Genomic DNA, 23,713 nt, shown 5'->3' with positions numbered 1-23,713 from the left:
ATCAGGTCAGCTATTGGCCGCAACCCGCCATTCAAAGGCGGCGGGTCGTAAATATCGTCCTACCCCATCAACCGCGCCGCGTGCAGCGCATAATAGGTCAGGATTCCCGTGCAGCCCGCGCGCTTGAACGCCAGCAGCGTTTCCATCGCCAGCGCGTCGCGGTCGCCCGCGCCTGCGGCGACGGCGGCCTCGATCATCGCATATTCGCCCGACACCTGATAGGCGAACACCGGAACCTCGAACCGGTCCTTCACCGCGCGGATGATGTCGAGATAGGGCAGGCCCGGCTTCACCATCACGCTGTCGGCGCCTTCGGCCAGGTCCATCGCGACCTCGCGCAGCGCTTCCTCGCTGTTGGCCGGGTCCATCTGATAGCTTTTCTTGTCGCCCTTCAGCAGCCCGCTGGAGCCGACCGCGTCGCGGAACGGGCCGTAGAAGGCGCTCGCATATTTGGCGGCATAGGCCATGATCTGGACGTTGCGGTGGCCGTCCGCCTCCAGCGCGGCGCGGATGGCGCCGACGCGGCCGTCCATCATGTCGCTGGGCGCGATGATGTCCGCGCCCGCCGCCGCCTGGTTGAGCGACTGGCCGATCAGCACCTCGATCGTCTCGTCGTTGAGGATATAGCCGCTCGCGTCGAGCAGCCCGTCCTGCCCATGGGCGGTATAGGGGTCGAGCGCGACATCGGTGAGGATGCCGATATCCGGCACCGCGTCCTTGATCGCGCGGATCGCGCGGCACATCAGATTGTCGGGGTTGAGCGCCTCGCGCCCGTCGTCGCTGCGGCGTTCGGGCTGGGTATTGGGGAAGAGGGCGAGGCAGGGAATGCCCGCGTCGCGCGCTTCCTTCGCGCGCTCGACGATCCGGTCCACCGACCAGCGCGCCACGCCGGGCAGGGAGGATATGGGTTCCTCCACGCCGGTGCCCTCGGTCACGAACAGCGGCCAGATGAGGTCGGCGGGGTGCAGCCGGTTCTCGGCATGCATCGCGCGGCTCCATGCGGTGGCGCGGGTGCGGCGCAGGCGCAGGGCGGGATAGGCGGCGGTTATGGGCGTGCTGGACATGAAGGGGCTTTTAGGCCCGCGACCGGGCCGCCGCAAGCGGGGAGAAGGGGGACGAAATGTCCATGGCGGGATGCGGCCATTATCATGCGTCACCCCGGCGAATGCCGGACTCGCAGGCCCTGTCGCGCGTCACCTCCTGAGATGCCGGCCTGCGCTGGCATGACGGAGATGGAACAGAAATCACCGCATCGCGATCTTCATCGCGTCGGCCTGCCGAACCTCGGCGGAGGCGGACGACGCAGCGCCCGGTCCGTTGGTGATCGCCTTCAACTGGGCGAGGCGAGAGCGGAAGGCCTGCAATTCCCGGCCCGCGAGCTGGGAGCCCTGCTCGAACTTCACCGACAGCGGGTTCACCGTCCGCCCGCCGCGATAGACTTCATAATGCAGGTGCGGGCCGGTCGACAGGCCCGTCGATCCGACATAGCCGATCACCTGTCCGCGCCGCACCGTTTCGCCGGAGCTGACGGCGATGCGGCTCATATGCGCATAGCCGGTGCCGAGGCCGCCGACATGGGAGAGCTTTACATAATTGCCGTGGCCGCCATGCCGCCCCGCATAGCTGACGCGGCCATCGGCCACCGCATAGATGGGGGTGCCGGTGGGCGCGGCATAATCGACGCCCGCATGCAGGCGCGAATAGCCGAGGATCGGGTGGAAGCGCATGCCGAAGCCGGAGGAGAGGCGCGCGGCGGCCACCGGGCGAGCGAGGCCGGGGCGCTTTTCGCCGACGCCCGACGCCTCGAACCACTGGGTCTTGCCCTCATGCGCCCAGCGCAGCACGTCGACCTTCCTGCCGCCGGTCAGTTGCAACCCGCCATAGAGCAGGTCGCCGGTTTCGGTTTCCCCGGTTTCGGCGCGGCGATGGGCGACGATGATGTCGAATTTCGTGCCGGGCGCGATGGAACTGAGCGGGATATGCTGGCCGATGACGCGCAGATAATTCTGGATCGTCGCGGGCAGTGCGCCGGCGGCGCGGGCGGCCTGATAGAGGCTGTCGGTGACGACGCCGCGAATGCGCAGCGGCGTGTCGTCCACGGCGATGCGCGAGCGGCGGATGGAGAGGGCGCCGTTCTCGCGCCGGATGTCGATCGCGAGGTCGAGGCTGGCGCGGAAGCTCAACTGGTCGAGCGGTCGCGGCACGTTGCGGTTGGGGCGGCGGCCGAGCGTGATGTCGAGCCGGGTGCCGGCGGGCAGCGCGCCAGAGCCGATATCGAGCGAGACGAGATCCATCACCCGCGCGGCATCCGCGTTGCTGACGCCCGCGCGGGTCAGTGCGTGGGACAGGCTGTCGCCCGCGCCGATCGCGGCGTTCAGGGTGACGGTCGGGCGTTCGGGCGTATGGGCGAGCGGCGCGACCGCGTCGGTCGGCCCCATATGCCGCCCGCTGTCGGCGCCGAGCGCCAGCGGGGTGAGCATCTGCGAGCGTATCTCGTCATAGCTCGCCTGCGTCATCACCGGCTCGGCCGCGGCGGGCAGCGGGGCGAAATCGGGCTTCAGGCTGAGCGCCACCGCGCACAGCGCAAAGCAGGTGGCCGCGCCGCGAAACCAGCGCAGGCTGCCGATGTCATGGCCGAGATCGGGGACCAGCTCGACATCGCGCGCCCATTGCTCGATCCGCGTGCGCCAGTCGAGCGGGCGCCTTTCGAACTGGTGGCTGTCGGCAAGGCGGCCAGCTATGTCACCGGCGCGGGGCGTCAGGAAGCGCGGCGTTTGCTGCGTGCGTCCCAGCCAAAGGGCCGCGCCGGACGCGCCGGTGCCTCCCTGAGCGGAGCCGAATTCACTGCGATCGAACAAACCGGCGATCCCCCCGGACTTCGTTGATGGTCGACGCACCCGCTTGCGCCGATCCGCGCCTGTTTTGTGGACCAACAGGGTTAAAGTCAAATTAATTCAGGGGGATGTTTTTTCACCAATACGGCGAGTCGTGCCAGGAAAGCGACGCCCTGCATATCCGCCGGACAGCGCGGCCATGTGCAAGTATGAGGTTTCGCCTGCCGGCCATTCGGATGGCGGGTGCATGACGTCAATATGAGGGAGGGAAAACCCCTCCCTCAATGCAGGTCAGGGGGAGGTCAGGGATAGCGCGTGGTCCAATCCGCCGGATAGGGGGCCTGCCAGGGCGCGGGCGCCACCCACCCGGTGCCGCGCGGCGCAAAATTTGCCTCGATCGTCCCGACGCGCTGCAAGGCATCCTTGACTGCCGCATCGCGACAGGACGGCGCGGGGGGCGAGGCGGTCGCGGGTTCGCCCAGCTTGTCGCACAGGAACCGCGCCGTCAGGGACAGGCGCTTGCGCAATTCGTCCTTGCCCGCCTTGGTGGAAAGATCGAGATCCGCATAGCTGACATTCTGGGAGAGCGTTTGAATGTTGTCAGGCACCCTGCCGTATTTGCCGGTGACAACGATCACCTCGTCAGTCTGAGCGAAAGCCGGAATTGTTGCGGAGGCCAGAAGAACAGCGCACGCTGTCCCTCCCGCCATTACTGCGGTTCTGAACATGGGGCATCCTTTCCTGTTAAGCCGGTGCGCCTGCACTTCAGCTTTGCGCGCGGCGGAGTCCTAAACGAGAGGGATAGCCGTTCGTTCCTTCATATGCCTGTCGGCCGGACAGCGGGATGTGGCGGGCCTTGCGCAAGGCGAAGGTGTCGGGCGCAGACTGGGCCTTGCATGCGGGGATGGCATAGCCGACATAGGGGCCATGGTTCAATTTTCCCGCTCTGCGGTTACGGCGGTGCTTGGCCCGACCAATACCGGCAAGACCCATTTGGCGGTGGAGCGGCTTTGCGCTCATTCGTCCGGCATGATGGGATTCCCCCTCCGCCTGCTCGCGCGGGAAGTCTATGACCGCGTCGTCGCGATCAAGGGGCCGGGCGAAGTCGCGCTGATCACGGGCGAGGAAAAGATCGGCCCGCCCGGCGCGCGCTGGGTGCTCTGCACGGCGGAATCCATGCCGCTGGACCGCGATTTCGCGTTCGTTGCCCTGGACGAGGCGCAACTGGGCGTCGATCCGGAGCGCGGCCATATCTTCACCGACCGCATGCTGCGCGCGCGGGGGCGGGAGGAGACGATGATCCTCGGCTCGGCGGCGCTGGCGCCGATGGTGCGGGCGCTGCTGCCCGATGCGGAGATCATCTCCCGCCCGCGCTTCTCGACCCTGAGCTATGCGGGCGCGCGCAAATTGTCGCGCCTGCCGCGCCGCTCGGCCATCGTCGCCTTCTCGGCGGAGGAGGTCTATGCCGTCGCGGAGATGTTGCGCCGCCTGCGCGGCGGGGCGGCGGTGGTGATGGGTGCGCTTTCGCCCTCCACCCGCAACGCGCAGGTGCGCATGTTCATGGACGGCGAGGTCGATTATCTCGTCGCCACCGACGCGATCGGCATGGGGCTGAACCTCGACGTGTCGCATGTCGCCTTCGCCTCGCTGCGCAAGTTCGACGGACAGCGCACGCGCCGCCTCACCATCGCCGAAATGGCGCAGATCGCCGGGCGTGCCGGGCGGCATCATCAGGACGGCACCTTCGGCTCGCTGGGCGGCGAGGAAGGCGAGGCGGGGTTCCGCCCGGAGGAGATAGCGGCGATCGAGGATCATCGCTTCCCGCCGCTCGACTGGCTGTTCTGGCGCGACGGCACGCCGCCGATGGACAGCGTCGACGCGCTGATCGCCGGGCTGGAAGCGCGGCCCGGCCGGCCCGAACTGCGCGCCGCGCCGCAGGCGGTGGACCTTGCGGTGCTCAAGACGATGGCCGACAGCGCGGCGGTGCGTGATCGGGCGCGCGGCCCGGCGCAGGTGCGCCGCCTGTGGGACGTTTGCGGCCTGCCCGATTTCCAGAAGCTCGGCGCGGATCATCATGCGCGCATGGTCTCGCGGCTGTGGCGCTATCGCAGCGAGGGCAGCGGCCATGTTCCCCGCGACTGGTTCGCGCAGCATGTGGCGCGGCTCGACAATGTGCAGGGCGACGTCGACACGCTGTCCGGGCGAATCGCGGCGGCGCGCACCTGGTCCTACATCGCGCACCGGCCCGACTGGCTGGAGCACCCCGCCGAGATGGCCGAGCGCACCCGCGCGCTGGAGGAAAAGCTGTCCGACGCGCTGCACGCCGCATTGACGCAACGCTTCGTCGACCGCCGCACATCCTTGCTTTTGCGTGATATAGGACAAAAACGGGACGATCTGCCGTTCGACGTCGATACAGATGGGACTGTGCATGTCGACGGCGAAGCGCTAGGACGGCTGGAAGGATTCCGTTTCCTCGTGGATCCGCTCGCGAGGGCGTCGGATCGGAAATTGTTGCTGGCCGCAGCGGAGCGGCGTTTGGGAAAGAAGTTGACGGTGAAGGCTGAAGAACTGATTGCCGCGCCCGATGGCGAATTCGCGCTGATCGCCGCGCCGGGAACCGACCCGCGCATCGCCTGGCGGGAAGAGCCGGTGGCGACGCTCCATGCCGGGCCGTCGCTGCTTTCGCCGGAGATTCGCGCGGACAAGGCCATTTCGGCGCTGGGACAGGATGTGCAGAATCGCGTCGTCGCGCGCTTGCAGGCGTGGATGAAGGCGCAGCAGGAACGCCATCTCGCGCCGCTGCTGCGCATTCTCGACCTGTCGACGCAGGCGGAAACCCCGGCGGTGGTGCGCGCGCTGTTCATCCAGCTCGCCGATGCGGGCGGCATCATCGCACGGGCCGACCTGGACGACGCGCTGGCCCTGCTGGACAAGGAACAGCGCCAGCTGGTGCGCAAGGCCGGGTTCACCATCGGCGTGCTCGACATCTATCATCATGCGCTGCTGAAGCCCGGCGCGGCGCTGTGGCGGCTGGCCCTGTCGGCCGTGAAGCGCGGCAAGCCGATGCTGCCCCTGCCGCAGGCGGGCGCGGTGCTGCTGGTGCTGAAGGATCGCGAGGAGCAAATGGGCGCGCGCCATGCGGGCTATCGCGGCTTCGGCGACACGCAGGTGCGCATCGACATGGTGGAACGCATCGCGCGCGGCGGGCATGAGGCGATCGCGAAGAACGAGCGCTATGACGTGACCTCGCCCTTCATCGTGTCGCTGGGGCTGTCGGACCAGCTGTTCGGCCATATCATGCGCAATGCCGGTTTCCGGCCCGTCACGCCCAGAGGCACGGACGAGGGTGTCGCCGGGGAGGCGGTGGACGCCGCGCCCGAAGGCGAAGCCGCTGCCGTTCCGGCCGGGGAAGCGGGAGCGCCGGAGGCGGTGAGCGAGGCGGAGGCGCCTGCTGCTGTCGAGGCGCGGGACGAACCGGCAGGCGTCGCCGAGGCCGAGCCTGCGGCTGAAACGGCTCCGACCGAAGCCGTGGTGGCGGAAGAGGCCGGCGAGACGGTCGATGCCGAGGCGACGGACATAGCCGCCGAGGTCGTCGATACCGAAGCCGCCGCCCCGGAATTGGCCGAAGCGGAGGCTGCCCCGGCAGAGGCGGAGGTTCAACCCGCGCAAGGCGCGAACTGGGTGTTCCGGGGGCGTCGCAAACCGCGCGATCGCCATCCGGCGGCCGCGCCCGAAGGCGGGCGGGGCAAGCGGCGCGACGATCGCCGCGAAGGCCCGCGCCCGGCCAGAGGGCAGGGCGGCGGACGCGACGAGGAAGGCCGGGGCCGCTCCGGCGCCCCGCGCGGCGACCGCAAGGGCGGGCCGCGCCGTGAGAGCGGTTCGCCACGGCCGCTCATCCATCGCAGCGAGCCGGAGCGTCCGGCGGGCGGCGGAGCCTTTGCCGGTCTTGCGGCGCTGCTGGGGCGCGATGAATAAGGCCCCGCGCCGCGCGACCGTGCGCGGGATGGAGGCAGGGCGTTGAGCGTCGCGGCGATGCCGGGCGGCCACGCCCCTTCGCTGCGGATCGACAAATATCTGTGGTTCGTGCGGCTGGCCAAGAGCCGCTCGATCGCGCAGGCCATGGCGGAACGCGGCATCATGCGCCTCAACGGCCGCCGCGTGGAGCGCGCCCACAGCCCGGTTCGCGTGGGCGACCTGCTGACGCTGGCGCACGGCGACCGCATCCGGGTGGTCCGCGTGCTGCGCCTGCCTGACCGCCGCGGCCCCGCCACCGAGGCGCAGGGCTGCTATGAAGAACTGGAGCTTGGTCGCTGAACAGGAAAAATCACAGCGCCTGATTATTGACGGCGCGACCCGGCGCGAATAGCAGGGCCCGGAGAATCCGGCCCGCCTCTTGTCACGGCCGCCGGAGGATATGAGGAAAAGACGCAGATGACCTATGTTGTGACCGACAACTGCATACGCTGCAAATATATGGATTGCGTAGAAGTATGTCCCGTCGATTGCTTCTATGAAGGCGAAAACATGCTGGTCATCAATCCCAACGAATGCATCGATTGCGGCGTGTGCGAGCCCGAATGCCCGGCCGAGGCGATCTTCCCCGACACGGAAAGCGGGCTTGAAGCCTGGCTGGAACTCAACACCAAATATTCCGCCGAATGGCCCAACATCACGGTGAAGGGCGAGGCCCCCGCCGATGCGGACGAGATGAAGGGCGTCGAAAACAAGCTGGAGCTGTATTTTTCGCCCAACCCCGGTTCCGGTAGCTGAACGGCGCACTCTATTTCGTCGATCCGGCGGCATGCCGGCTGCTCCCTGCCCGCCATATGGCGGGTGGGGTAGAATTTTTGTGACGAATCTGTTAAAAGGACCGGAAAGGCGGGTTTGTCGCACCCGTCAGGAGTTAATGATAATGTCCTTTTCGTCGGCTCGCGCATCATCGAAAACCGATCGTTTTCACATCCGGATGCCGAACTGACGCTTTCTCAAAACATGGAAAGGTTCCCAATGGCTGCCAAGGCCCTGTCCTTCGATGTCGGTGATTATGTCGTCTATCCCAAACATGGCGTGGGACGTGTGATCGAGCTGCAAAGCCAGCAGATCGCCGGAATGGAGCTGGAGCTGTACGTGCTGCGCTTCGAAAAGGAGCGGATGACCCTGCGCGTTCCCACCAACAAGGCGGAAAGCGTCGGCATGCGCAAGCTGTCGTCCAACAAGACGCTGAGCGAGGCGATCGAAACGCTGAAAGGCAAGCCGAAGGTCAAGCGCACCATGTGGTCGCGCCGCGCGCAGGAATATGAAGCGAAGATCAACTCGGGCGACCTCGTGTCGATCGCCGAAGTGACGCGCGACCTGTTCCGCGCCGACGACCAGCCGGAACAAAGCTATTCCGAGCGCCAGATCTTCGAAGCGGCGTCGAGCCGCCTCGCCCGCGAGCTGGCGGCGATGGAAGGCACCGACGAGCCGAGCGCGCTCAAGAAGATCCTTGAGGTGCTGAACGAAGCCGCGCCGAAATATGCGCGGGAAAAGGCGGAATAAGCCTTTGCCGTCGGCAGATGACAGAAAGACGGGGCGCCTTTGCGGGCGCCCCTTTTTCGTGGCGGGCCTTTTTGCGGCAGGGGCTTGCGCGGCAATGCTGGCAGGCGCGCCGTCCTCTGCCCATGCGGCGATGCGCGGCTATATCGTCACCAGCTTCGACAGCATCCGCGTGGAGGCGCCGGTGCGGATCATGCTCACCACCGGCAGCGGCGTCAGCGGCACCGGCGAGGGCGACCGTGAGGCGCTGGACCGCGTCACGCTCTCGGTATCGGGCGGCCTGTTGACCGTGACGATGGCGGAGCGGCCGGGCACCGGCTTCGCCGACGGCAAGCCCGCCCCGGCGCCCACCCTCTATCTGGCGACGGGCCAGTTGCGCCGGGCGCAGGTGATCGGCGGCGCGGTGCTGACCATCGGCGAACTGAGCGGGCTGGACGCCGACCTGTCGCTGAACGGCAATGGCGAGATCGCGGTGCGCAATGCCGATGTCGAGCGCCTGTCGCTTTATGTCGGCGGCGGCGGTCGCCTCTCCATAGCGGGGCGGGCGCGGGACGTTCGCGCCTCGGTCAACGGACCGGGGGCGCTCGATGCGGCCTCGCTCGACGCGCGCAACGCGACGGTCGCCAATGACGGCCCCGGATCGATCCGGCTGACGGCGCACGGCCCGGTCAAGGTGACCTCCTCCGGCTCCGGTGACACGGTGATCGAGGGCAAGCCCGTCTGCTCCATCGACCAGCGCGGCGTGGGGCAGGTGCTCTGCGGTAATTGAGTCTCAACACCGTTCGGGCTGAGCCTGTCGAAGCCCTGTCCTTTCTTTGAATGCAGCCGCTCGCTACCATTCCCGTCACGTCATGCCGGCGCAGGTTGGCATCTCAGGAGGCGGCGTGCGCCATGGCCTGCGACCCCAGCCTGCGCCGGGGTGACGGTAAAGGCGAAAGGGCCGCTCTCTCTCATGTCAAAGAGAAATGCAGGGCTTCGACAGGCTCAGCCCGAACGGGGAGGGTAGTAGAGACGAAGCTGCTCAAGCCTTGTAGAGCGCGTCCAGGCGCGGCTGGTAGGTGTCGCGGATCACATGGCGGCGGATCTTGATCGACGGGGTCAGCATCTGGTTTTCGATGCTGAACGGCTCGTCGGCGACGATGAACTGGCGCACCCGTTCGGTGACGGTCACCTCGGCATTCACCCGGTCCACCGCCTCGCGCAGTGCCGCGTGGAAGGCCGGATCGTCGCGCAGCGTGGCCAGATCGGCGGGCACGCCGCGCGCCCTGGCCCAGGACGCCATCCACTCGCCGTCCGGCACCAGCAGGCCGACCAGATAGGGCCGCTTGTCGCCGCTGACCATCGCCTGCGCGATCTCCTCCTGCAAGGTCAGCATGCCCTCTATGCGCTGGGGCGAGACGTTCTCGCCCTTGTCGTTGACGATCAGGTCCTTCTTGCGGTCGGTGATGCGGATGCGGCCGCCCTCGTCATATTCGCCGATGTCGCCGGTGTGCAGCCAGCCCTCCTGCAACGCCCGCGCGCTTTCGGCCGGGTTGCGCCAATAGCCGTGCATCACGATTTCCCCGCGCACCAATATCTCGCCATCGTCGGCGATGCGCACCTCGACATTCTTCAGCGGGGTGCCGACCGTATCCATTTTGAGGCCGGTTTTCGGCCGGGTGACGCTGATCACCGGTCCCGCCTCGGTCTGGCCATAGCCTTGCAGCAGCGTAAGGCCCAATGCGCTGAAGAAATTGCCCACTTCCGGGTTGAGCGGCGCGCCGCCCGATACCAGCGCCTTGATCCGCCCGCCGAAGCGCGCGCGCACCTTCGGCCGGATGGTGCGCTCCAGCAGCAGGTCGAGCGCCTTGTCCCACGGCTTGAGCTTCTGCCCCGCCGCCCGCATCGCGCCGATCCGCAGCGCCTGCTCCAGCAGCATGTTGGGAAAGCGGCCCTGCTTCTCGATCGCCTTGATGACGCGGGTGCGCAGCACCTCGAACAGGCGCGGCACGACGACCATGATGGTCGGGCGCGCCTCCTCTATATTGGCGGCGAGCTTGTCCAGCCCCTCGGCATAATAGATCTGCGCGCCCATGCCGATGGGGAAGAACTGCCCGGCGCTGTGCTCATAGCTGTGCGACAGCGGCAGGAAGGAGAGAAAAATCTCGTCCTCCCAGCCGAAATCGCTGGCGATGATGTCGGCGCAGCCCTCCACATTGGTGAGGATCGCGCCATGATGCTGCTGCACCCCGCGCGGCGCGCCGCCGGTGCCGCTGGTGTAGATGAGGCAGGCGAGGTCGTCCCGGCTGGCGGTGACGGCGGCGGCGCAGGCCTGCGGCGTCGCCATCCCGTCATCCTCATACCGCTCCATCACGTCGTCCCACTGGAACAGCGCGATATTCTCGTTCTGGATCGGCCGCAGCGGCTCTATGCCGATGACGAGGCGCACCGTGTTGGAGGCGATGACGGCGGGCATCAGCGCGCGGGCGAGCCGGGCGGTGGAAACGATCACGGCCGCTGCGCCGCTGTCCTGCATCACATGGCCATGGTCGCGCGGCGTGTTGGTGGTGTAGGTCGGCACGCTCACCGCGCCCGCCGCCATGATCGCAAGATCGGCGACACAGAATTCCGGGCGGTTCTCGCTCACCAGCATCACCCGCTCGCCCGGCTGGATGCCCTGCGCGCGCAGCGCGGTGGCCAGTGTCGCGACCTGCCGCGCGGTTTCCGTCCAGCTTTGCGAGCGCCACATGCCGTCCTGCTTGCGCCACAGGAAAGGGGCATCGCCCAGTTGCTCCGCGCGGGTGAAGAACATGGCGACGAGATTGGGGAAATGTTCAAAGGCGCGCATCGTCTCTCCTGCGGAACTGTTCTGCGGGGCTCCGTGCTACCGGTATAGGGGGATCATTCGGGGAGAGCCAGCCCGACGCTGCGCGGGTCGGCTGCGCCCTGCCAGCTGCCGTCGGGCAGCCGCTCGGCGGCGTTGGCCTTGAGCGGCAGGGTGCCGGTCGTGACCTTGTGACCCAATGCCTCCAGCGCGGGCTTCATCCCTTCGAGCGCGGTGCCCCGTTCCAGCACCAGCCTGCCGTCGCGGTCGAAGAAGACGAGGCCGAGGCCCAATGCATCCCGCGCCTCCATGCCCCAGTCCAGATGGGCGATCAGCGCCTTTGCCACCTGCATGATGATGGTCGCGCCCCCCGCCGCGCCGACGGCGAAGACGGGCTTCCCGTGTTCGTCATAGACGATGGTCGGCGCCATCGAGGATCGGGGGCGCTTGCCCGGCCCGACCCGGTTGGCGACCGGCGCGCCGTCGCGTTCGGGCGCGAAGTCGAAATCGGTCAGCTCGTTGTTGAGGAAAAAGCCGTGGACGAGCAACTGGCTGCCGAACGGCCCTTCGACGGTGGAGGTCATCGAAACCACGTCGCCGTCGCCGTCGATCGCGACGAAATGGGTGGTGCCCGCCACCTCCCGCGCGGCGACCGGCGTGCGCGCGGGCGCGCCGGGCGGCGTCCCCGCCTCATAATGGCCGCGCGCGCGGAGGGGAGAGATCAGCGCGGAGCGGCGGCGCATATAGGCGGGATCGATCAGCCCCGCGACCGGCACGATCAGGAAATCCCGGTCGCCCAGATAGAGGTCGCGGTCGGCATAGGCGAGCCGCATCGCCTCGCCGATCAGGTGCCAGCTTATGGGATTGTCCTTGCCCAGCGCCTTCATGTCGAAGCGTTCCAGCATGCCCAATATCTGCAACACCGTCGTCGCGCCGGAAGAGGGCGGCCCCATGCTGCATATGCGGTAGCGGCGGTAGGGGGAACAGACGGCCGGGCGTTCCTTCGCGCGATAGGCGGCCAGATCCTCCGCCGTCATCCGCGCGGGGTTGCGGGGGGCGTTGGCGACGGCTGTCCCGATGGCGTCTGCCGCGCCCTTGTAGAAGGCGTCCGGCCCCTCGTCCGCGACCTGCTGGAGGAAGTCGGCCAGCGCCGGGTTGCGGATCGTCGCGCCTTCGCGCGCGGGCTTGCCGTCGATCCAGTAGAGCGCCCGTGCGTCGGGGAAATCCGCCCAGAGCGGGGCCATGCGCGCCAGCGCGGCGGCGAGCGGCTTGCTGACGGCAAAGCCCTCACGCGCGAGGCGGATGGCGGGACGGAACAGCTCCGCCCAGCCGAGCCTGCCCCATTTGTCATGGGCGCGCTTCATCAGCGCGATATTGCCCGGCACGCCGACCGACCTGCCGCCGGGGAAAGCTTGCGGAAAGGGCAGGGGTCGGCCGCTCTCGTCCAGAAACAGCGCGGGCGTGGCGGAGGCCGGGGCCGTTTCGCGCCCGTCGATCGTGTCGATGAGGCCGCTCCTTCCGTCATGGTGCAGCAGGAAGCCGCCGCCGCCGATGCCGCTCGACTGCGGCTCCACCACGGTCAGCGCCAGCATCATCGCCATAGCGGCGTCGGTGGCGCTGCCGCCCTGGCGCAATATCTCCTGCCCGGCGGCGCTGGCGCGGGGATCGGCGGAACTGACCGCGCCGCCCGCCGCCTGCGCGGGCAGGGGCAGCAGGAGGAGCAGGGCGAGGACGGCGAGCAGGCGCGCTATCATCGGGCGTCCACGCCGACGGCCTGCGCGATGGTGGCGAAGCCGTCGCGGCGCAGCAGCGCCTTCAGCCCCTTGTTGATGCGCGCGGCGAGCCACGGCCCTTCGTAGATCATCGCACTGTAGATCTGGACCAGCGAGGCGCCCGCGCGGATGCGGGCATAGGCCTGCTCCGCGCTCGCGATGCCGCCCGCGCCGATGATCGGCACGTCCGGCCCCAGCGCGGCGCGGAACCGGCGCAGGCAGTCGAGCGCCATGTCGTGCAGCGGCGCGCCCGACAGGCCGCCGCTCTCGCCGCCGAGCGGAGAGCGCAGCGCCGGGCGGCTGATCGTCGTGTTGGTCGCGATCAGCGCGTCGATGCGATGCGCGGCCACACAGGCGGCGATATCCTCCATGTCCGCCGGTTCGAGGTCGGGCGCGACCTTCAGGAACAGCGGCGTGCGATCCGCGCCCCGCGCCTCGACAACGGCGGAGAGCAGTTCGTCCAGCGCCTCGCGGCCTTGCAGCGCCCGCAGGCCGGGGGTGTTGGGGGAGGAGATGTTGATCGTCAGATAATCGGCGAGCGGTGCCATCGCCTTCACCCCGGCGGCATAGTCGGCGATCCGGTCCGCCGCGTCCTTGTTGGCGCCGATGTTGATGCCGATCACCCGGCCCTGCCGGGGCATGGCGGCGATGCGCCGCGCCGCCTCGGCCTGGCCGCCATTGTTGAACCCCATGCGGTTGATGATCGCGCGGTCCTCGACCAGGCGGAAGAGTCGCGGGCGGGGGTTGCCGTCCTGCGGCAGCGGCGTGACCGTGCCCATTTCGGTGAAACCGAATCCGAAACGGTGCATTTTGTGGACGATCGTTCCGTCCTTGTCGAACCCGGCGGCAAGGCCCACCGGACCCGGAAAATCGATGCCCGCGACTCGCGTCTGCAACATCGGGTCGGCCTGCGCGGGTGTGCCATTGGGCAGCACCCGCAGCGCGGAAAGGACGAAATGATGCGCATTTTCCGCATCCATGCGGAAAAACAGGGGGCGAAACAGCGAATAGATCATGAGCGCGCTATGCCAAGCCCGAGAGGCAGCGTCAAAATCTTATGCCCGCCAACCCCGTGGCGGGCCTAAGGAGTTGTAAAAGCACCATCCTTTTCGACAAAGTTTCGCCGATGACCGATTCTTACAAGTAAGCGCTATCGGGATGCCGTAAATAGAGGATGCGACCCGAAGGGCTCTTTGGTCTTAGTGGCTAAGAGACCTTTATCAACTACGGCCCGGTAACCTTTGTGTTGCCGGGCCGCTTTTCTGTGGTATTTCCTCATTTTGTCGGGCCATACTCTCGTCTGGGCGCAGATGCGGGGTGAGTCGGCGGCAGAGGATATGCCGACCAGGATCGTCGCGAAGCGTCGGGACCGGATGGGCAGGTATCGCGGCAGGGGGCGGCGCGATGATGGAATTGGCTTTCCCTTCAGGGGGTGCGCTCGATGCGATCGGGGTGCAATATTGGGAACCGCCGGAGCATTTGCGCTATTTTTTCGGTTCCATCTATCATTTCTCCGTCCGCCTGCAAAACTACAGCGACGTGACCCGTGCCGACATGCCGCAACTGCGCTTCATGCTGGCGGCCACAGGGGAATATTTGTTCAATGACGGGCGGCGCTGCTCCACGCCCGAAGTCTGCATGCTCGGCGCGACCATGGGGGCGACGCGGTTCTTCATAGACGGGGAGGCCAGCGTGCTGGGCATTTCCGTCCTGCCGCTCGGCTGGCTGGCGCTGGGGTGCGAAAGCGCCGATCTGTGGGTCGACAATCTCTACGACGCGGAAGCCGTCCACGGCCCCCAATATCGCACCATGCTGGCCCAGTTGCGCGCCGCGCCCCGACTGGACGACGCGATCCCGCTGCTCTGGACCTTCCTGGAGCAGCAACTGGCGCCGGTGCCGCAATCGCTGATCGATCTGGTGAGCAAGATCGACCAGTGGCTCAGCGAGAATGATTCGCCCCGGATCGAGGATATCGTCGAGGCCACCGGCCTGTCGGCGCGGCAACTGGCGCGCTACACCAATCGCCTGTACGGCGCGCCGCCCAAATTCCTCGCCCGCAAATATCGTGCGCTGCGGTGCGCGGCGCAGATCGTGCTCGACAAGAAGACGTGGAATGAGCTGTGCGCCGAGGGCTGCTTTTACGACCAGTCGCATTTCATCCGCGAAATCAAGCAGTTCCTGGGCCTGACGCCCAATCAGCTGCTGACCGATCCGACGATGCTGGCGCGGCTGACGGTGCAGCGCCGTGCCCTGACCGGAGTCATGAAACTGAATCGCATTAGCTGAAGCTGATTTTCTGGCGGAGAAGGGTTGATTTCCGCGGCTTTCGAGCCCAGATGCCTAATCGGAACGAATCAATCCGATTTTGGGAGTTGTCCGTGCGGCTGTCGAGCCTTGCCGACTATGCGATCGTGATCATGGGGGCCGCCGCGCGCCATTGCGGCGGCTCCCGCGTCAGCGCCGCCGGATTGGCCGAGGAAACCGGCATTCCGGTGCCGACCGCGCAGAAACTGGTCAGCCTGTTGACGCGGGCCGGGTTGCTCGCGTCGGTGCGCGGGCAGGGCGGCGGCATCAAGCTGGCCCGGCCGTCCGCCGCCATCAGCCTCGCCGATATCGTCGAGGCGGTGGAAGGGCCGATCGCGCTGACCGCCTGCGTCGAAAGCGGGCGGCACGATTGCGCGCTGGAGGGCAGCTGCTCGGTCCAGCCGCACTGGAGCGCGGTCAACCAGGCGGTGCGCGGGGCGCTGGGCGAGGTGACGCTGGCCAGTCTGGCCGCAAAGGGCAAGGTTACGGAGATGCGCGCGTGAGCGAGGAAGTGGAAATTCGCGATGCGGAGGCACGGGCCGCTGCCGCCCGCGCGGCGGACTATGAGCATGGCTGGTCCGCCGACATCGAGCAGGAATTCGCGCCCAAGGGCCTGTCCGAAGATACGGTGCGCTTCATTTCGGCCAAGAAGGAAGAACCGGAATGGATGCTGGAATGGCGCCTCAAGGCCTATCGCCACTGGTTGACGATGGAAACGCCGGACTGGGCGAAGCTCGACATTCCGCCGATCGATTATCAGGACGCCTATTATTACGCCGCGCCCAAGCAGAAGGACGCGCTGAAATCGCTCGACGAGGTCGATCCCGAAATCCTGCGCGTCTATGAGAAGCTCGGCATCCCGATCGAGGAGCAGAAGGTGCTCGCCGGTGTCGAGGGCGCGCGCAAGGTTGCGGTGGACGCGGTGTTCGACAGCGTGTCCGTCGCCACCACCTTCCGCAGGGAACTGGAGGAGGCCGGGGTCATCTTCCGCTCGATCAGCGAGGCGATCCGCGAATATCCGGAGCTGGTGAAGAAGTGGCTCGGCCGCGTCGTGCCGATGCACGACAATTATTTCGCGGCGCTCAACTGCGCGGTCTTTTCCGACGGCACCTTCGTCTATGTGCCCGAAGGCGTGCGCTGCCCGATGGAGCTTTCCACCTATTTCCGCATCAACGCGGAGAATACCGGGCAGTTCGAGCGCACGCTGATCGTCGCCGACAAGGGGGCCTATGTCTCCTATCTCGAAGGCTGCACTGCGCCGATGCGCGACGAGAACCAGCTTCATGCCGCCGTGGTGGAACTGGTCGCGCTCGACGATGCGGAGATCAAATATTCGACCGTGCAGAACTGGTATCCCGGCGATGCCGAAGGGCGCGGCGGCATCTATAATTTCGTCACCAAGCGGGCGCTGTGCCAGGGCCGCAACAGCAAGGTGAGCTGGACGCAGGTGGAAACCGGATCGGCGATCACCTGGAAATATCCCAGTTGCGTGCTCAACGGCGAGAACAGCGTCGGCGAGTTCTATTCGGTCGCGGTGACGAACAATTATCAGCAGGCCGACACCGGCACCAAGATGATCCACAACGGCAAGGGGTCGCGCTCGACCATCGTCAGCAAGGGGATCAGCGCCGGACACAGCAACAACACCTATCGGGGCCTTGTGCGCGTGGCCCCGCAGGCCGAGGGCGTGCGCAACTTCACCCAGTGCGACAGCCTGCTGCTGGGCGACAGATGCGGCGCGCATACCGTGCCCTATATCGAGGTGCGCAACCCCTCGGCGACGATTGAGCATGAGGCGACCACCAGCAAGATCAGCGATGATCAGCTTTTCTACGCGATGCAGCGCGGGCTGGATCAGGAAAGCGCGGTGGCGCTGATCGTCAACGGTTTCGCCAAGGAAGTGTTGCAGCAACTGCCGATGGAATTCGCGGTGGAAGCGCAGAAATTGCTTGGAATTAGTCTGGAAGGAAGTGTGGGCTGATGTCCCTGCTTAGAATCGAAAACCTCACCAACACCGTCGCTGACAAGCCGATCCTCAAGGGCCTGTCGCTCACCCTCAACGCGGGGGAGATTCATGCGATCATGGGGCCGAACGGCGCGGGCAAATCGACGCTGGCCTATACGCTGGGCGGGCGGCCCGGTTATGAGGTGACGGGCGGTAGCGTCGAGTTCGACGGGCAAGACCTGTTCGACATGGAGCCGCATGAGCGCGCCGCCGCGGGCCTCTTCCTCGGTTTCCAGTATCCGGTCGAGATTCCCGGCGTCTCCAACCTGCAATTCCTGCGCGAAAGCCTCAACAGCCAGCGCAAGGCGAGGGGCCTCGATCCGCTGTCGGGCGGCGAGTTCATCAAGCTCGCCAAGGAAAAGGCGGGGCTGCTCGGCCTCGACATGGAGATGCTCAAGCGCCCGGTGAATGTCGGCTTTTCCGGCGGCGAGAAGAAGCGCAACGAGATGGTGCAGATGGGCATCCTCGACCCGAAGTTGGCGATCCTTGATGAGACGGACTCCGGCCTCGACATCGACGCGCTGCGCGTGGTGGGCGAGGGCATCAACGCGATCATGCGCAAGCCCGACAAGGCGGTGCTGCTCATCACCCATTATCAGCGGCTGCTCGACTATGTGAAGCCGGATTTCGTGCATGTTCTGGCGGGCGGGCGGATCGTCAAGTCCGGTGGGGCGGACCTCGCGCTGGAACTGGAGCGCGAGGGCTATGCGGAGGTTCTCGCGTGAGCGCCGCAGGCATCGTCCCTTCTCTTCTCCGCGTCTCCGCGCCTCCGCGTGACTCCATCATGTCCGCGCGGAGACGCGGAGACGCGAAGGAGGAGCGATCGTGACCGTGCTTCCTCTTCCCACCCGGCGTCAGGAGGATTGGCGCTATAGCGATGTCGAGGCGGTCGCGGGCGTCTGGCCGCTGCCCGATCCGGTCGCGATCCATGTCGGCGCGGGCGAGCAGGCCGCGCACCGGCTGTTGCAGGATGCCGCCGACGGCGCCGTCGCCATCCATGATTATGCGATCCATGTGGAAGCGGGCGGGCGCTGCACCTTCCACCTGCTCAATATCGGCGGCAAGCTGGGCCGCGTCACCTTTCGCGTGACGCTGGGCAAGGGCGCACATTTCGGCCTCTACGGCGCGATGATCGGCGGCGGGGAACAGACCCTCGAAATCGTCACCAGCGTTACCCATGCCGAGCCGGACGGCACCAGCGAGCAGATCGTCCGCTCGATTCTGGGGCAAAAGGCGGTCGGCACCTATCTCGGCCGGATCGAGGTGGCGCGCGATGCGCAAAAGACCGACGCGGTACAGTCGATCAAGGCGATGCTGCTCGACCGCACCGCCACCGCCAATGCCAAGCCGGAGCTGGAAATCTATGCCGACGACGTGAAATGCGCCCATGGCTGCGCGGTCGGCGAGCTGGACAGGCAGGCGCTGTTCTACATGGCCTCGCGCGGGATGGAGCCGCAGGCGGCGCGCAGCCTGCTGTTGCAGGCGTTCGTCGCGGGCGTGTTCGACGATATCGGGGACGAGGCCGAACGCGAGCGGTTCGACACTGCCGCGCTCGCCAAGCTGGAGGCGCTGGCGGGGCAGGGGAGCGGAGCATGAGCGCCGCCACGCTGATCGGCAGCCTGCATCGCACGGACTTTCCGGGGATGAAGACCCGCGACGGCGCGGACTGGCATTATCTCGACACCGGCGCCACCGCGCAGAAACCGCAGGCCGTCATCGACGCGGTGACGCGGGCGATCGGCGCCGACTATGCGACCGTCCATCGTGGCGTCTATGCGCGCTCGGCCGATATGACGCTCGCCTATGAGGCGGCGCGGCGGTCGGTCGCGCGCTTCATCGGCGCGGCATCGGAGGAGGAGATCGTGTTCGTGCGCGGCGCGACCGAAGCGATCAACCTCGTCGCGTCCAGCTGGGGCGATGCGAGCCTGAAAGCGGGCGACCGCATCCTGCTGTCGCAGCTGGAGCATCACAGCAATATCGTGCCGTGGCAGCTGCTGGCCGAGCGGGTCGGCGCGGCGATCGACGTGGTGCCGCTGACTATCGACGGCCTGATCGACCTCGACGCGATGGCGGCGATGATAAGCCCGGCGCACAAGCTGGTCGCGCTCGCCCATGTCTCCAACGTGCTGGGCAGCGTGCTCGACGTGCGGCGGGCGGTCGAGATCGCGCATGACGCCGGCGCGGCGATCCTGATCGACGGATGTCAGGCGGTGCCGCGCCTGCCCGTGGACGTCGCCGCGCTGGGGTGCGATTTCTACGTCTTTTCCGCGCACAAGCTCTATGGGCCGACCGGCATCGGCGCGCTTTGGGCGCGCAAGGCGCTGCTCGACGCGATGCCGCCATGGCAGGGCGGCGGGTCGATGATCGACCGCGTGACCTTCCCGAAGACGACCTACGCCCCCGCGCCGACCCGGTTCGAGGCGGGGACGCCGGCCATCGTCGAGGCCATCGGCTTCGCCGCGGCGGTCGACTATCTGACTGGCATCGGCATCGATGCCATCGCCGCGCATGAAGAGGCGCTGGTGCGCGAGGCGCGCCGCGCGCTGCGGTCGATGAACAGCGTGCGCGTGTTCGGGCCGGAGGCAAGCGCGGGCATCGTCAGTTTCGAGGTCGAGGGGGTGCATCCCCATGATGTCGGCACCATATTGGACGAGGAGGGCGTGGCGATCCGCGCCGGTCATCATTGCGCCCAGCCGCTGATGGAGCATCTGGGCGTCGCTGCGACCGCGCGCGCCAGCTTCGGCCTTTACAACGACAGCAGCGACATCGACGCGCTGGTGCGGGGAATCGAGCGGGTAAGGAAGATTTTCGGATGAACGAGGAGCGCAAGATCGCGGTCGAGGAAGTGGAGGCGGTGACGCCGCCGCCCAAGGCGCGCGTGCAGGATGCCGCCGAGGAAGGCGCGTCCGCGCCGGAACCGGCGGAAAGGAAGCGGGATTATCTCGACGGCTTCCTCGCCCAAAAGCCGGAACCGGCTCCGGCGGGCGAGCCGGGCGGCGATCTCTATGAGGCGGTCGTCGACGCGCTGAAGGAGATTTACGACCCGGAAATCCCGGTCAACATCTACGATCTGGGCCTGGTCTACGGCGTGGACGTGACTACGGACGGACATGCCGTCATCACCATGACGCTGACGACGCCGCATTGCCCGGTCGCCGAATCCATGCCGGGCGAGGTCGAGCTGCGGGTCGGGTCGGTGCCGGGCATCGGCATGGCGGAGGTCAATCTGGTGTGGGATCCCCCCTGGAACCCGCAGTTGATGAGCGATGAGGCGAAACTGGAACTCGGCATGCTGTAGGGCGAGGCGACATTCAGCCCATGCGGGCCTGCGAAGCGTGCTATGCTGTGCTTCGGTTCTCACGACCCTTTAGGTCGCTGCGCTCCGATGCTCGGATATCACGCCTCTCGGCTCCACCTGAACTGAATGTCGCCTCGCCCTCGCGAATATCTTGGTGAATGGATTCCGCTCCCCATATCCGCATGATGGAAGCAGAAAGAGGTTTGACGATATGACCGCACCGACATCCACCCGCGCCCGCCCGGCGGCCGTGACGCTGACGCCCTCGGCGCAGCAGCGCATCGCCGAGCTGATGGCGAAGGCGCCGGAAGGGACGATCGGCGTCAAGCTTTCCACCCCGCGCCGGGGCTGCTCCGGCCTTGCCTATTCGGTCGATTATGTGAGCGAGGAATCCCCGCTCGACGAGAAGATCGAAACGCCGGGCGGCACCTTCTACATCGACGGCGCGTCGGTGCTCTATCTGGTCGGCAGCACGATGGAATGGCGCGAGGACGATTTCACCGCCGGCTTCGTGTTCAACAACCCCAACGCCACCGGCTCCTGCGGATGCGGGGAGAGCTTTACCGTCTGACCGGCCCGGACTGACCGGGACTTGGGCTGCGATGCCCCGCTGCCGCCATGAACGCCGCCGACATGGCTGGCGGCGGGGACGGTTTGCGGCTATGGCGGGGCCATGTCTGTCCGATTTGGCACTTATGCGGGGCTGTGCCTGCTGGCACTGGGTTTGAACGGATGTTCCAGCCGGGTGGAAACGCGCATCCGCTCCGACGGCGCCGGGGTGACCGGCACGCCGCTCCTGATGTGGCAGGCGGAGGCGGACGACGCCGCGCCCGATCCTCTCCTCGCCCGTGTGAAGGAGGCGGTTGCGGGCCGCTTGCAGGAAAGGGGCTTTCGCTTCGCCGATCAGGCGCCGGTCATGCTTTCCATCGGCGTGGCGGAGCGGCCGGGCCGGATCGCGCTTCAGACGCGCGGCGACGATGCGCTGTCCCCCGCCCCGAAGCGCGGCGGGCTGTTTCCCTGCCGGCCCCGGCTGATCCGGCTGACCGTCAGCATGACCGACAGCGCGACCGGGCGGAAGCTTTACGGCGGCAGCGCCGAGGAGGCGCATTGCCGCGCGGCCTTCGATCAGGTGATGCCGCGCCTCGCCGAAACGGCGCTTGCCGACCTCGCGGCCCCCAAGGGGCAACGCACGGAAACCAGCCCTATCCCCGATTGAGGCTGTCCTCCCCACCCATGCCGTCCTCGTCAGGCGGCGCGGCGGGCAGGCTCAGGGAAAAGTGCGCGCCGCCCCCCTCGGCATCCTCATAAGCGGCACTGCCCCCATGGCGTTCCGCCACCGTCGCGACATAGGCGAGGCCGAGGCCGCTGCCGCCCTTGCCGCCCGACGCGCTGTAGCCGAAGCGCGCGAACGGGTCGGCGCGGCGCTCCGGCGACAGGCCGGGGCCTTGATCTGCGACATGGGCGACGATCCGCCCGCCGTCCTGCCGCACCCCATGGTGGACCATGCCGCCCGCCGGGGACGCCTCCACCGCATTGCCCAGCAGATTGCAGAGCGCGCGGACCAGCGCCTCGGCATCGCCCATCACCCACAGGCCGGGCCAGCCGTCGCGCGTGCCGCCGGGGGCCTCGCTATCCTCGCGGATCAGGCGGACGTTGCGGTTCTTCGCGCGCGGCCAGATCATGTCGGCCGCCTGCGCCATCGCATCCGCCATGTCGACCGGGTCGCGCCGGGCGGGGCGGGATTGCAGCCGGGCGAGCTGCACGAAATCGTCGGCCAGACGCAGCGTCTGCTCGGCCAGCCGGGCTATGCGGTCGCGTAGCGGCGGGTCCGTCGCCGGATCGCCCTTGCTCTCCAGCAGCGCGAGGATCGCGGCCTGCGGCGAGCGCATGTCGTGGGAAAGGAATTGCAGCATCTCCTCCCGCTCCCGCGCGTTGCGCTGCATGATCGCGATCACCTGATGCAGCCGCCCGGCGTCGCTCGCCACCCGGTCGCTGCGCCAGCGCTGGCCGGGGCCGGGATCGCTGATGCCGGTCTGGGCGAGCAGCGCCTTGACCTCATTCTCCATGAAGCGGGTCACGGCCGACAGCCGCCGCCAGCCCCAGAGCGGATAGACGAGGATGATGCCGAACAGCGCGGCCACCGGCGGAAACCACCATCCGCCCAGCGCCAGCGCGGCCACCGACCCGGCGACGATCGCCAGCATCGCGCCGATCGACAGTAGCAGCCCCATGGCGGGCGACAGGCGCCAGAAGGCGACCAGCAACCCCCAGAGCGGCAGGATGGACAGCAGGAACAGCGCGACCGGCGGCAGCGGGGTGACGAACCGGTCCGCCAGCAGGCTGGAGAGCAGGTTCGCCTGCACCTCTATGCCCGGCATGCGGCCGGTCCATGCGGTGGAAACCGTATGGATGTCGCCCAGCCCCTCCGCCGCGCCGCCGACCAGCAGCACCTTGTTGTGCAGGAAATCGGCGGGCACCTCGTCCCGCAGCACTTGCAGCAGGCTGACGGTGCGGAAGCTGCCGGGGGGTAGGAACGGGACGTGCACCGCCTCCGCATCGGCCTGCGTCCGCGCGAAGGCGGGGGAGGGGTGGCCCGTCAGCCTGCGATAGGCCAGCTCGGCCATGTGCGGCAGCACCTGCCTGCCGTCCGGCGTGGCCAGCATGATGCTGCGCGCGCGCCCGTCGCTGTCGAGCGAGAGATTGGCCGTGCCGATCCCGGCGGCGGCCCCGGCGATCGGTTCCGCCGGGCGCCGGATCAGCCATGGCGCGCCATCCGGCCCCGGCACCTCGAACAGCATCGGCAGATAGACGGGCGGGCTGCCCCCGACCGCATCGGCGAGCGCCCCGTCCTGCGGCGAGGGTTCGATGAACAATATGTCGTAGAGGATGGCGGCGGGCGCCGCGGCCTTCAGCCGGTGCAGCGCATCGGCATGGAGCGTGCGCGGCCATGGCCAGCGGCCCAGCGCCGCCAGCGCGTCGTCGTCGATCTGCACGACCAGCAGGCGGTCGTCGGCGGGTGCGGCGTAAAGTGGCGCGGCCATGTCGTAGACGAGGCGGTCGGCCCGCTCGATCACCGGGCTGCGCCCCGCCAGCAGCATCGCAAGACTCGCGCACAGCCCGATCAGCAGCCATTCGATGAACAGGCGTCCGCGCTGCACG

At 67.5% G+C, this 23,713-nt stretch carries 21 protein-coding genes; 14 read left to right on the top strand and 7 right to left on the bottom strand.

Annotated features, from left to right (window positions below):
- Positions 1-59: 59 nt before the first annotated feature.
- From hemB to GGR43_RS11580, 3 genes are all read right to left on the bottom strand, one after another.
- Complete coding sequence (gene hemB, locus GGR43_RS11590) at positions 60-1,064, bottom strand: porphobilinogen synthase (RefSeq protein WP_188072115.1); 1,005 nt, start codon at positions 1,062-1,064, stop codon at positions 60-62.
- 180 nt (positions 1,065-1,244) lie between these two features.
- Positions 1,245-2,858 carry a M23 family metallopeptidase gene (locus GGR43_RS11585; protein ID WP_425502197.1) on the bottom strand — a complete coding sequence of 538 codons (1,614 nt, stop codon included), beginning with the start codon at positions 2,856-2,858 and terminating at the stop codon, positions 1,245-1,247.
- Positions 2,859-3,136: 278 nt separating this feature from the next.
- A complete protein-coding gene (locus tag GGR43_RS11580; protein ID WP_188072114.1) occupies positions 3,137-3,562 on the bottom strand; it encodes a UrcA family protein in 426 nt (141 codons plus the stop codon).
- A gap of 199 nt (positions 3,563-3,761) precedes the next feature.
- On the opposite strand from GGR43_RS11580, the gene GGR43_RS11575 reads away from it, so the two are divergent.
- The 5 genes from GGR43_RS11575 to GGR43_RS11555 all read left to right on the top strand — a co-directional run bounded on the left by GGR43_RS11575 (position 3,762) and on the right by GGR43_RS11555 (position 9,141).
- Complete coding sequence (locus tag GGR43_RS11575; protein WP_188072113.1) at positions 3,762-6,812, top strand: helicase-related protein; 3,051 nt, start codon at positions 3,762-3,764, stop codon at positions 6,810-6,812.
- A gap of 57 nt (positions 6,813-6,869) precedes the next feature.
- Positions 6,870-7,151 carry an RNA-binding S4 domain-containing protein gene (locus GGR43_RS11570; RefSeq protein ID WP_188072196.1) on the top strand — a complete coding sequence of 94 codons (282 nt, stop codon included), beginning with the start codon at positions 6,870-6,872 and terminating at the stop codon, positions 7,149-7,151.
- A gap of 117 nt (positions 7,152-7,268) precedes the next feature.
- A complete protein-coding gene (fdxA, locus tag GGR43_RS11565; protein WP_188072112.1) occupies positions 7,269-7,607 on the top strand; it encodes a ferredoxin FdxA in 339 nt (112 codons plus the stop codon).
- A gap of 237 nt (positions 7,608-7,844) precedes the next feature.
- Positions 7,845-8,375, top strand: a complete 531-nt coding sequence (locus GGR43_RS11560; protein WP_188072111.1) for a CarD family transcriptional regulator — start codon at positions 7,845-7,847, stop codon at positions 8,373-8,375.
- A gap of 94 nt (positions 8,376-8,469) precedes the next feature.
- Positions 8,470-9,141, top strand: coding sequence for a GIN domain-containing protein (locus GGR43_RS11555; RefSeq protein ID WP_188072110.1), 672 nt, complete (start codon positions 8,470-8,472; stop codon positions 9,139-9,141).
- A gap of 252 nt (positions 9,142-9,393) precedes the next feature.
- Here GGR43_RS11555 and GGR43_RS11550 read toward each other — a convergent pair whose 3' ends face one another.
- Genes GGR43_RS11550 through GGR43_RS11540 form a run of 3 tightly spaced genes read right to left on the bottom strand, consistent with a single transcriptional unit; the run spans position 9,394 to position 13,963 of the window.
- Positions 9,394-11,199 (bottom strand): AMP-dependent synthetase/ligase, encoded by a 1,806-nt coding sequence (locus GGR43_RS11550; protein WP_188072109.1) that lies wholly within the window; start codon positions 11,197-11,199, stop codon positions 9,394-9,396.
- Positions 11,200-11,252: 53 nt separating this feature from the next.
- A complete protein-coding gene (ggt, locus tag GGR43_RS11545) occupies positions 11,253-12,929 on the bottom strand; it encodes a gamma-glutamyltransferase (protein WP_188072108.1) in 1,677 nt (558 codons plus the stop codon).
- Positions 12,926-13,963 (bottom strand): quinone-dependent dihydroorotate dehydrogenase, encoded by a 1,038-nt coding sequence (locus GGR43_RS11540; RefSeq protein ID WP_188072107.1) that lies wholly within the window; start codon positions 13,961-13,963, stop codon positions 12,926-12,928. The genes ggt and GGR43_RS11540 overlap by 4 nt, the downstream gene beginning before the upstream one ends.
- A gap of 388 nt (positions 13,964-14,351) precedes the next feature.
- Here GGR43_RS11540 and GGR43_RS11535 point away from each other — a divergent pair, with 388 nt between their 5' ends.
- The 9 genes from GGR43_RS11535 to GGR43_RS11495 all read left to right on the top strand — a co-directional run bounded on the left by GGR43_RS11535 (position 14,352) and on the right by GGR43_RS11495 (position 21,770).
- Positions 14,352-15,233: a helix-turn-helix domain-containing protein gene (locus GGR43_RS11535; protein ID WP_246343630.1), complete on the top strand. Its 882-nt coding sequence runs from the start codon at positions 14,352-14,354 to the stop codon at positions 15,231-15,233.
- A gap of 92 nt (positions 15,234-15,325) precedes the next feature.
- A complete protein-coding gene (locus GGR43_RS11530) occupies positions 15,326-15,754 on the top strand; it encodes an SUF system Fe-S cluster assembly regulator (protein ID WP_188072106.1) in 429 nt (142 codons plus the stop codon).
- Positions 15,751-17,232, top strand: a complete 1,482-nt coding sequence (gene sufB / locus GGR43_RS11525) for a Fe-S cluster assembly protein SufB (protein WP_284277815.1) — start codon at positions 15,751-15,753, stop codon at positions 17,230-17,232. The genes GGR43_RS11530 and sufB overlap by 4 nt, the downstream gene beginning before the upstream one ends.
- A gap of 5 nt (positions 17,233-17,237) precedes the next feature.
- Complete coding sequence (gene sufC / locus GGR43_RS11520; RefSeq protein WP_188072193.1) at positions 17,238-17,981, top strand: Fe-S cluster assembly ATPase SufC; 744 nt, start codon at positions 17,238-17,240, stop codon at positions 17,979-17,981.
- A 100-nt stretch (positions 17,982-18,081) separates the two neighbouring features.
- On the top strand, positions 18,082-18,852 hold the full coding sequence (locus tag GGR43_RS11515; protein WP_188072105.1) for a SufD family Fe-S cluster assembly protein: 771 nt from the start codon (positions 18,082-18,084) through the stop codon (positions 18,850-18,852).
- Positions 18,849-20,072 carry a cysteine desulfurase gene (locus tag GGR43_RS11510; protein ID WP_188072104.1) on the top strand — a complete coding sequence of 408 codons (1,224 nt, stop codon included), beginning with the start codon at positions 18,849-18,851 and terminating at the stop codon, positions 20,070-20,072. Before GGR43_RS11515 ends, GGR43_RS11510 begins: the two co-directional genes overlap by 4 nt.
- Positions 20,069-20,554: an SUF system Fe-S cluster assembly protein gene (locus GGR43_RS11505; RefSeq protein ID WP_188072103.1), complete on the top strand. Its 486-nt coding sequence runs from the start codon at positions 20,069-20,071 to the stop codon at positions 20,552-20,554. Before GGR43_RS11510 ends, GGR43_RS11505 begins: the two co-directional genes overlap by 4 nt.
- A gap of 211 nt (positions 20,555-20,765) precedes the next feature.
- Positions 20,766-21,125, top strand: coding sequence for a HesB/IscA family protein (locus GGR43_RS11500; RefSeq protein ID WP_188072102.1), 360 nt, complete (start codon positions 20,766-20,768; stop codon positions 21,123-21,125).
- Between the two features lie 102 nt (positions 21,126-21,227).
- The gene (locus GGR43_RS11495; RefSeq protein ID WP_188072101.1) at positions 21,228-21,770 is read left to right on the top strand and encodes a DUF4136 domain-containing protein; all 543 of its coding nucleotides are present in this window, start codon (positions 21,228-21,230) and stop codon (positions 21,768-21,770) included.
- On the opposite strand, the gene GGR43_RS11490 is transcribed toward GGR43_RS11495, so the two are convergent.
- Positions 21,757-23,712, bottom strand: a complete 1,956-nt coding sequence (locus GGR43_RS11490) for a CHASE2 domain-containing protein (protein WP_188072100.1) — start codon at positions 23,710-23,712, stop codon at positions 21,757-21,759. The two genes, GGR43_RS11495 and GGR43_RS11490, sit on opposite strands and share 14 nt — an antisense overlap.
- Between the last annotated feature and the right edge of the window lies 1 nt (position 23,713).

Origin of the sequence: Sphingobium jiangsuense, assembly GCF_014196495.1 — a bacterium.
GTDB classification, from domain to species: domain Bacteria; phylum Pseudomonadota; class Alphaproteobacteria; order Sphingomonadales; family Sphingomonadaceae; genus Sphingobium; species Sphingobium jiangsuense.
Note: the sequence above shows the minus strand (reverse complement) of the source record. Positions and strands in the feature narration are given on the sequence as shown.

Coding starts and splice junctions, on each gene's coding strand:
- hemB (WP_188072115.1), bottom strand. CDS start 1,064: ATGTCCAGCACGCCCATAACCGCCGCCTATCCCGCCCTGCGCCTGCGC.
- GGR43_RS11580 (WP_188072114.1), bottom strand. CDS start 3,562: ATGTTCAGAACCGCAGTAATGGCGGGAGGGACAGCGTGCGCTGTTCTT.
- GGR43_RS11575 (WP_188072113.1), top strand. CDS start 3,762: ATGGTTCAATTTTCCCGCTCTGCGGTTACGGCGGTGCTTGGCCCGACC.
- GGR43_RS11570 (WP_188072196.1), top strand. CDS start 6,870: ATGCCGGGCGGCCACGCCCCTTCGCTGCGGATCGACAAATATCTGTGG.
- fdxA (WP_188072112.1), top strand. CDS start 7,269: ATGACCTATGTTGTGACCGACAACTGCATACGCTGCAAATATATGGAT.
- GGR43_RS11560 (WP_188072111.1), top strand. CDS start 7,845: ATGGCTGCCAAGGCCCTGTCCTTCGATGTCGGTGATTATGTCGTCTAT.
- GGR43_RS11555 (WP_188072110.1), top strand. CDS start 8,470: ATGCTGGCAGGCGCGCCGTCCTCTGCCCATGCGGCGATGCGCGGCTAT.
- GGR43_RS11550 (WP_188072109.1), bottom strand. CDS start 11,199: ATGCGCGCCTTTGAACATTTCCCCAATCTCGTCGCCATGTTCTTCACC.
- ggt (WP_188072108.1), bottom strand. CDS start 12,929: ATGATAGCGCGCCTGCTCGCCGTCCTCGCCCTGCTCCTCCTGCTGCCC.
- GGR43_RS11540 (WP_188072107.1), bottom strand. CDS start 13,963: ATGATCTATTCGCTGTTTCGCCCCCTGTTTTTCCGCATGGATGCGGAA.
- GGR43_RS11535 (WP_246343630.1), top strand. CDS start 14,352: ATGATGGAATTGGCTTTCCCTTCAGGGGGTGCGCTCGATGCGATCGGG.
- GGR43_RS11510 (WP_188072104.1), top strand. CDS start 18,849: ATGAGCGCCGCCACGCTGATCGGCAGCCTGCATCGCACGGACTTTCCG.
- GGR43_RS11505 (WP_188072103.1), top strand. CDS start 20,069: ATGAACGAGGAGCGCAAGATCGCGGTCGAGGAAGTGGAGGCGGTGACG.
- GGR43_RS11500 (WP_188072102.1), top strand. CDS start 20,766: ATGACCGCACCGACATCCACCCGCGCCCGCCCGGCGGCCGTGACGCTG.
- GGR43_RS11495 (WP_188072101.1), top strand. CDS start 21,228: ATGTCTGTCCGATTTGGCACTTATGCGGGGCTGTGCCTGCTGGCACTG.